The organism is Burkholderia sp. LFS061, assembly GCF_047978125.1.
Lineage (GTDB): Bacteria > Pseudomonadota > Gammaproteobacteria > Burkholderiales > Burkholderiaceae > Burkholderia > Burkholderia pyrrocinia_C.
This window is the reverse complement of sequence record NZ_JBFPFS010000132.1, coordinates 1-653: the sequence shown is the minus strand read 5'-3', so window position 1 is coordinate 653 and position 653 is coordinate 1. Positions and strand designations below refer to the sequence as shown.

Annotated in this window: 1 pseudogene; it reads left to right on the top strand. The window is 57.1% G+C overall.

Annotated features, from left to right (window positions below):
- Positions 1–80: 80 nt before the first annotated feature.
- A pseudogene (locus ACNQQL_RS36025) lies at positions 81–653 on the top strand (transposase); the annotation flags it as partial.

Here is a 653-nt window from a genome sequence, read left to right as displayed (position 1 = left end):
TGATCCGCTTTAGGAATCCTGGACCGATTAGAGAGTGAGTTTTGCGGCAAACTTCACCCTGAACCAGGAGGTGGTTTGTCATGAAACGGAAACGCTTTTCGATCGAACAGATTGTGGCGGTGCTGAAGCAAGCCGAGCTGGGCATGCCTGTGGCCGATGTAATCCGGCAGGTCGGTATTTCGGAACAGACGTTCTATCGGTGGAAGAAGCAATACGCCGGCATGCAGTCGGATCAGGTACGCGAACTTAAGCAGCTGCAGGAAGAGAACGCGCGGCTGAAGAAGCTGGTCGCCGAACTAAGCCTGGACAAGGCCATCCTGCAGGACGTGGCATCAAAAAAGTGGCCCGGCCCGCGCTGAGGAGAGACGTGGTGGATTACGTGGTGAGCCACTACGGATTGACGATGAGGCGGGCCTGTCGGCTCGTGAAGCAACCGCGCAGCGTTCAGTACTACAGAAGCGTCAAAGATCCGCGTCCGGAGCTGCGCTCACGTATGCGCGAGATCGCCTATACGCGTGTGCGTTACGGGTATCGTCGTGTCCATGTACTGCTGCGCCGGGAAGGCTGGCAGTTAGGCCGGAACCAGGCGTACCGGTTGTATTGCGAAGAACAGTTGCAGCTGCGCTCGAAGTTGCCAAAGCGACGAAAGATGG